Consider the following 7,728-nt stretch of genomic DNA (forward strand, 5'->3'; position numbering starts at 1 on the left):
TATCGGCTGTAGTCCTTGATATCAAAGGGCTACAAGCAAACTTTGGACTTTTCGATGAAATGGGCACACAACCCCAAGCAGGGGATCGTCAATCACTGAATCATCATCCTGACAGTCATTATCCATTTCCAGGCACTCCGCCAATATTAACGCATTTGAAAAAACGGGGGCGAGACGCCATTCATCGTGAAATAGTTCGCAAACTATAAGGCGTTCATTTTCAAGACCGATAGGCCAGTACAAACCATAGTAATCGCCGTTGCCAAAATCAGTTTCAAATAATGGTAGGAAACCATTTGCTGGAAATGGCCCCTGACTAATTTCACTATCATGAATTGTGAATGGTATTTCTGATTTTAATAGTTCCATTTGCTATTCCTGATGAGGTTGTCATTTTTAAGTAATGATAATGCAGTTTTAATTAAAGTCATATTAAGAAGGTTTAATAACCTAATATCTAGACCAACATACAATAAAGGGTATAACCCCATGCCCCGGCGCTCCGCTTGGGGCAAAACCCAGCCCGAGCTCTATCCTCATTGTTCCGCGATAATATGAAAGCCCGCTTGGGTTCGGTGTCATTATTTGGAATCGGCAAGTTCTTCCTGAATGACAGACGCGAGAAAAGAAGAGATAAAAGAGAGAAAAAAAGAGAAAAAATAAGAGGCGGGGGATTCGGTAAATTCAGCGATAAAGTAGGTAAAGAAGGTCTTCAGTGTGGCAGCGGTGGGTTAATTAAATCATATTGTATGTTGGTCTAGATTTGTAATGTTGGAACTGATATCGGTTATGGCATGGCGTATTTCAACAGGGTAAATTTCTCATGCATAGGAAAAAGCAGATCGGTTTGCTGTCATTTCCTGATGCAGCTGATCGTGGTTTAGGTATTATTAATATCTATTATTAAGCGGGCTAATTATCTGATGAAGTTAAATATTGACGCATGCATTTCCTTTCTGGGCAAGAGTGCTTGGTTTTTTGTTATTGGTACAGCGGTGCTGCAAGTGGTAAGTGTCGCCCTGTTTATTTACTCGCTCTTTACCGGCATGGATATAGACAGACTGATTCTGGCTTCCGCAATCTTGTTTGTTGCGGTAGTGCTGTTTGGTATCTCTAAGTATGCAATTAAAATTCGCGCTCTGGATGACGCGGGTGGACCACAAGCCTATTATGACCAACAGATAGAATGGCCGCTAACACAGTTCTATATCGATCTGATAGAAGAGAGTGATGTGAAACCAGAGTTCGACGCCTGGGTTAAAGACAAAGACAAACCTCTGACGCTCGGCCAATTCGATGACGGGTTAGCTAAAGCGATACAAACAGCATATTCATTACCGATGGGGAAGGATTTACCAGATACCCAGATTATTAAACTCATTGTATATCGACATGGAACGCCTGTCTTAAAGTGGATGAGTATTGGTTTCTTCCTCCTGAGTGGAGTGCTCGGCCTTATCCTGCTTAATCCGCAAAACACACTGGCGGAAGGCATTCCATTCATTATGTTCACGCTACTTCTGGCATTGGTTTTTAGGGGACGTCTCAGAAAACGGAAAATAAAGCACGTTAAGCCCATTGCAGACGCTAGATATTGACGAGTACGTCGGGTTTTCTCTTGTTTGAGTTGCCTCTTGTGGTAAGATAGTAATCAATTACTATCTTACAAGGAGTGCTCGTGGACACCCATCCAAAGCATCTGCCGGCCGATGAACGTCGTGCCGTAACTGTCGAGTCCGTCGTGGCGCTTGCCGGTTCACAAAACCCAAGCGAGATAACCACTGCGGCTATCGCTAAACACATGAACTTGACCCAGGGTGCGCTGTTTCGGCACTTCCCGAACAAGGAAGCCATTTGGCAGGCGGTCATGGAGTGGGTAGCAGAGCGCCTATTAGCCAGAATCGATCGATCCGCACAAGGAATCGAGTCGCCCTTGGCAGCCATGGAGGCGATGTTCATGAGTCATATCGAATTCGTAGCTGAGCACCCAGGCGTGCCAAGAATGATGTTTGGTGAGCTTCAGCGTGCCGAATCGACACCGGCCAAGCGCATGGTGCAAACCTTGATTCAGCGCTACGGCGAACGTTTGCATCGTCTCATCGAGAAAGGCAAGGCCAGCGGCGAGTTGTCTCCCTCGCTTGACAACGAGGCGGCGGCAACGCTGTTCATTGGCACGATCCAGGGCTTGGTCATGCAATCGCTGTTGGCGGGTGATGTGGGACGTATGCACCGCGATGCGCCGCGCGTCTTTGCAATTTATCGGCGTGGCATAAGGAGTGCGCAATGAAAAAGTTACCCTTGCAAGGCCGCACCCTGGCGCTGCTTGCCGTCATCATTCCTTTGCTGGTGCTTTTTATTTATGTCGGTCTGCGATCAGGGCCGCTCGCCCCGGTCGCTGTGACGGTGGCAAGCGTGGAATCACGGGCTATCACACCGGCGCTGTTCGGCATCGGCACGGTGGAGGCGCGCTACACCTACAAGATCGGGCCGACGTTTGCCGGGCGCGTCAAACGCCTGGAGGTGCATGTAGGCGACCAGGTCAAGGCCGGACAGGTGCTCGGCGAGATGGAGCCGGTCGACCTCGATGATCGGGTGCGCTCACAGGAGTCGGCATTCAAGCGTGCGGAAGCGGCTTTGCGCGAGGCAGAAGCCCGGCAAGCCTACGCGCAAACCCAGGCGCGCCGCTACGAGCAATTGTTTGCGGTGCGCTCGACCAGCGAGGAAATCGTCACCACCAAGCGGCTGGAACTGCAGATCGCCGATGCCGCCTTATCTGCCGCTCGGGAAGATATTGTCCGGGCACGCTCCGACCGCGAAGGACTCGTCGCGCAGCGGAGCAATCTGCGCCTGATCGCGCCGGTCGACGGTGTAGTCGCCGTGCGCGATGCCGATCCCGGCACGACCATCGTCGCGGGCCAGGCCGTGGTGGAAGTGATCGACCCCAAGAGTTTGTGGATCAATGCGCGCTTCGACCAGATCAGCGCATCGGGGCTGGCTGGGGGGTTGCCGACTCTTATCGTCCTGCGTTCGCGTGGTGGCCAGACCTTGAAAGGTCGCGTGCTGCGGGTGGAACCCAAGGCCGACGCGGTAACCGAGGAAACGCTTGCCAAGGTGACATTCGATAACAAACCAGAACCTTTGCCACCGGTGGGTGAACTGGCCGAAGTCACGGTTGACTTGCCGGCGCTCCCGGCCGCTCCACTGATCCCCAACGCTGCCGTCCAGCGTGAGGGCGACAAAGTTGGTGTCTGGCAAATCGTGGATGGTGATCTGCATTTCTCCCCGGTCAAGCTCGGCACTTCCGACCTCAATGGTTACGTGCAGGTGCGCGAAGGGCTCAAGAATGGGGACCAGGTTGTGACCTATAGCGAAAAGGCACTGACGGCGCGCAGCCGCATCCATGTGGTCGACCATATCCCAGGAGTGTCACGATGATCAGCCTGGCCGGCCGCGACATTCTCCATGCCTGGGGAAAATTCGTCTTCACCGGCATCGGTCTGGGTCTGCTGATCGGCGTCACCCTGGTCATGGCTGGGGTGTACCGAGGCATGGTGGACGACGGCAAGGCGTTGCTCGACAACAGTGGCGCTGACCTTTGGGTGGTGCAAAAGGATACTCTGGGTCCTTATGCGGAGTCGTCCAGCCTCAACGATGACGTGTATCGCGCCATTCTCGCCATGCCGGGAGTCTCACAGGCAGCGAACGTGACCTACCTGACCATGCAGGTACGCAAGGGCGAGAGTGATGTACGCACCATGGTGGTCGGCATCGCGCCCGGTGCGTTGGGGGCTACACCCGGATGGCCTCCTTATCTCGTCGCTGGACGCCAGATCACGCGCGGTCACTACGAGGCGGTGGCCGACATCGCCACCGGCTTCAAACTGGGAGATCGTCTTGCCATTCGCCGAAATCATTACACCGTCGTGGGGCTGACACGGCGCATGGTGTCGTCCAGCGGCGACCCGATGGTATTCATTCCGCTCAAGGATGCCCAAGAGGCTCAGTTCCTCAAGGACAACGACGCCATTTGGCAAAGCCGGCGTCGCACCGAAGCCAACCCGGCCTTCAATCGACCCGGTGTTCCTGGTTTGCTGGATGCCGTGATTGCTTCACAGAGCACCAACGCGTTCGTCAATGCAGTGCTGGTCACTCTGAAACCTGGTCATGCGCCGGACGAGGTTGCCGAATCCATCCGACGCTGGAAGCGTTTGACGGTCTACACACGGGCACAGATGGAAGACATCCTCGTCGGCAAGTTGATCGCCACGTCGGCCAAACAGATAGGCATGTTCTTGGTGATTCTGGCCATCGTTAGCGCGGCCATCGTCGCTTTCATCATCTACTCGCTGACGATGGACAAAATCCGCGAGATCGCGGTATTGAAGCTCATCGGCACACGCAACCGAACTATCGCCGCGATGATCATGCAGCAGGCGCTCGCCTTGGGGGTGATTGGCTTCGTGGTCGGCAAGATCACCGCCACTTTCTCAGCCCCCCTGTTCCCCAAATATGTGCTGCTCACGCCAATGGATTCCGTGACCGGTTTTTTTGCCGTGCTCGTGATTTGCGTGCTGGCCAGCATCGTCGCCATTCGCATGGCACTCAAGGTCGATCCGGCCGAAGCGATAGGGTGACCCCATGATTGGAAAAGGAATCCGCATCGAAGGCCTAAGCAAACGCTTTGGCAAAGGTGACACGGCTGTCTACGCGTTGAAGGACGTGAATATGCAGGTTGCACCAGGTGAGGTGGTCGGATTGGTCGGCCCTTCCGGCTCGGGCAAGAGCACGCTGCTTAAATGCCTGGGTGCGGTGATCGATCCGAGCGACGGCCGCATGACGCTGGGTAATGAAGTGATATACGACGGCGGTTGGCAAGTTCGTGATCTGCGCGCCTTGCGGCGCGACAAAATTGGTTTTGTCTTCCAATCGCCGTACCTGATTCCGTTTCTCGATGTCACCGACAACGTGGCCCTGCTGCCGATGCTTGCAGGCGTCGCGAATGCAGAGGCGCGAGCGAAGGCATTGGAATTGCTTACGGCGCTTGATGTGCAACACCGAGTTCACGCCATGCCATCGCAACTCTCCGGTGGCGAGCAGCAACGGGTTGCCATCGCGCGCGGATTGGTTAACCGCCCACCGGTGATCCTGGCGGATGAACCCACCGCACCTCTCGACAGCGTGCGTGCCATGGCGGTGATTCGCATCCTCAACGACATGGCTCGGAAGTTCGAGACCGCCATCATCGTCGTCACCCATGACGAAAAGATCATCCCCACTTTCAAGCGCATCTACCACATCCGCGACGGTGTGACCCATGAGGAAGCTGGCGAAGGGCGGGAGTTCGAATGAGAGAACGATTGAATTACAGGAGAATTTCATGACCCACCGCAAACACAACCACGCATTTGGAACTATCACCCTGACCGTTACGGCCTGCCTGCTTTTATGGGGTTTTCAGTTGCCAGCTTGGGCTGGTGACGCTACCCAGGTTGAGCCACTGGCGCTACGCAAGATCATGCAGGAACTCGAGCGCAACATGCAGGCTATTACCGGTGCGATTTCGCAGGAGGAATGGGTTCAGGTCGTTCAGCTCGCCCCAAAAGTTGCTGCACACCCCGAGCCACCGCTTACTGAAAAAATGCGCATCCTTGCTTACCTCGGCGCTGATGCGACCAAGTTCAGAAACTTTGACGCGCAGACTCACGAGGCGGCGCTGGCCATGAAGCTGGCTGCTGCGAGCAGCGACGGCAAGGCGGTGATCCAATCATTCGCCCACGTGCAGGAAAGCTGCTTGGGCTGCCACCAAGCTTTCCGTAAACCTTTCGTGGAGCATTTTTATGGAGCACGCTAAAACATGCCAGCGCCCCATCAGCCTCAAAAGACGGCTTGCGGCAACTTACCTGGTAGCTGGTCTGGTCACCGCCGGTCTGGCCGGCTGCGCCGCCGGCCCTGATTTTCAGCGTCCCACCGCACCCGATGTGGCTCGCTACACTGCAACACCGGTGGCTGATAGAACCGCGTCCGCTCCCACGCAGTTCGGCGAAACACAACGTCTAGTCGAAGGGCTTCCGATCGAAACGCAATGGTGGCAAAGCTTGGGTTCATCCGCACTCGACGGACTGATCAACGAAGCTTTCCATGTCAGCCCGACGCTGGCGAGCATCAGCGCCAATTTGCGACAGGCGCAGGAGCTTCTTGCCGCACAGGCGGGCTCGACGCAATATCCACAGGTAGATGTCGCACTGGGATCTCAGCGCCAGCAAATGAGTCCCAGTAGCCAAGGGTTGAGCGGAGACGCACGTCAATTCAGCCTCTACAACGCCAGCGTTGGCGTGCATTACAACCTCGATCTGGCTGGCGGCAACCGGCGCGCACTCGAAGCCTTGGCTGCTCGCGCCGACTACCGTCGCTTCGAACTGAATGCTGCGCGCCTGGCCCTTGCCGGCAACATGGCAACCGCTGCCATTACCCGAGCACGCCTCGCCGCGCAACTAGAAGCCACTACTGCCATTTTGCGCGTGCAGGATGAGCAACTGCGCCTAGCCCATGAACGCGTGCGTATCGGTCAGGCCTCACCTGATGAAGCGTTGAGCCTACAAGCTCAGGCGGAGCAAACGCGGGCAGAACTGCCTGCGCTGCGTAAACAACTGCAACAAACCGAACATCTACTGGCGGTGCTAGCCGGTCGTGCCCCAGGCACGGGTGGCATCCCGGCCTTCACTCTGGCCGATTTCACTCTGCCCGTCGAGATGCCGCTCGTCGTGCCCTCAGAACTGGTGCGCCGCCGACCGGATATCCAGGCGTCAGAGGCGCTGTTGCATGCGGCCAATGCAGACTATGGTGTGGCTGTCGCCAAGCTCTACCCACAGATCAACCTGAGCGCCAACCTTGGCTCTCAAGCGCTGACCACCGGTGCCCTGTTCGGTGGTGGCTCGGCAGTGTGGGGCCTGGTTGCGCAGCTCACCCAGCCTCTTTTTAATCCAGGGCTACCCGCTGAAAAAAGAGCGGCGCTCGCCGCTTTTGATGCCGCCGCAGCCAATTACCAGAGCGTCGTATTGGAGTCTTTGCGTAACGTCGCCGACACCCTGCGCGCGGTGGAAAGCGATGCACAAACTTTGACTGCCCTCGCTGCCGCTGATATGGCTGCACAGGCCTCCTTGCAGTCGGTCGAGCGGCAATACCGGCTGGGCGCGGCCAGCTACCTGCAACTGCTCATCGCGCAGCAACAGGCACAGTCAATCCGGATCAATATGATTGCGGCCCAGGCACAACGCCTAGTCGATAGTGTTGCTTTATATCAGGCCCTGGGAGGTGGTGTCAGTTAAGGCTATGCCCTAACCTGATGTCAGATGTTGAGCACAAACAACGTCAGAGTAGAGTGTGAATTTATATTTATTGACACATTCAGCCAAGGGTAATAGATTTCATCCTGACATTTTTACCTTTGGAGGCATCTTGCAAGGTCAACGTATCGGCTACGTCCGCGTCAGCAGCTTCGACCAGAATCCTGATCGACAACTGGAACAAATAGAAGTCGGCAAGGTATTCACCGATAAGGCTTCAGGCAAGGACACACAACGTCCCGAACTTGAAAGGCTGCTGGCCTTCGTCCGCGAGGGCGACACCGTGGTGGTGCATAGCATGGACAGGTTGGCACGCAACCTTGATGACCTGCGCCGCATCGTCCAAGGGCTGACACAACGGGGCGTGCGCATGGAGTTCGTCAAA

General features: G+C 55.5%; 9 protein-coding genes. All 9 read left to right on the forward strand.

All coding sequences use genetic code 11. From position 1 onward, the window contains the following. Positions 1 to 209, forward strand: a 209-nt coding sequence (locus SJ312_RS22540) for a hypothetical protein (protein WP_319868372.1), incomplete at its 5' end; no start/stop codon positions are given. A gap of 714 nt (positions 210 to 923) precedes the next feature. Beyond that, positions 924 to 1,598, forward strand: coding sequence for a hypothetical protein (locus SJ312_RS22545; protein ID WP_094963216.1), 675 nt, complete (start codon positions 924 to 926; stop codon positions 1,596 to 1,598). An 80-nt stretch (positions 1,599 to 1,678) separates the two neighbouring features. Next, positions 1,679 to 2,287, forward strand: coding sequence for a TetR/AcrR family transcriptional regulator (locus SJ312_RS22550; protein ID WP_004393990.1), 609 nt, complete (start codon positions 1,679 to 1,681; stop codon positions 2,285 to 2,287). Further along, the gene (locus tag SJ312_RS22555; protein WP_094963215.1) at positions 2,284 to 3,435 is read left to right on the forward strand and encodes an efflux RND transporter periplasmic adaptor subunit; all 1,152 of its coding nucleotides are present in this window, start codon (positions 2,284 to 2,286) and stop codon (positions 3,433 to 3,435) included. Before SJ312_RS22550 ends, SJ312_RS22555 begins: the two co-directional genes overlap by 4 nt. Beyond that, complete coding sequence (locus SJ312_RS22560; RefSeq protein ID WP_094197185.1) at positions 3,432 to 4,634, forward strand: ABC transporter permease; 1,203 nt, start codon at positions 3,432 to 3,434, stop codon at positions 4,632 to 4,634. The genes SJ312_RS22555 and SJ312_RS22560 overlap by 4 nt, the downstream gene beginning before the upstream one ends. A gap of 4 nt (positions 4,635 to 4,638) precedes the next feature. After that, entirely contained in the window at positions 4,639 to 5,349 is a 711-nt protein-coding gene (locus SJ312_RS22565; protein WP_048607673.1) for an ABC transporter ATP-binding protein, read from the forward strand. A 28-nt stretch (positions 5,350 to 5,377) separates the two neighbouring features. Further along, on the forward strand, positions 5,378 to 5,851 hold the full coding sequence (locus SJ312_RS22570) for a cytochrome c (protein WP_094963214.1): 474 nt from the start codon (positions 5,378 to 5,380) through the stop codon (positions 5,849 to 5,851). Continuing rightward, positions 5,838 to 7,325, forward strand: a complete 1,488-nt coding sequence (locus tag SJ312_RS22575) for an efflux transporter outer membrane subunit (protein WP_048607676.1) — start codon at positions 5,838 to 5,840, stop codon at positions 7,323 to 7,325. Before SJ312_RS22570 ends, SJ312_RS22575 begins: the two co-directional genes overlap by 14 nt. Before the next feature lie 130 nt (positions 7,326 to 7,455). Then, a partial coding sequence (locus SJ312_RS22580) for a recombinase family protein (protein ID WP_139156982.1) occupies positions 7,456 to 7,728 on the forward strand: 273 nt, incomplete at its 3' end.

Origin of the sequence: Providencia sp. CIM-Carb-044 (assembly GCF_033901115.1) — a bacterium.
GTDB lineage: Bacteria > Pseudomonadota > Gammaproteobacteria > Enterobacterales > Enterobacteriaceae > Providencia > Providencia hangzhouensis.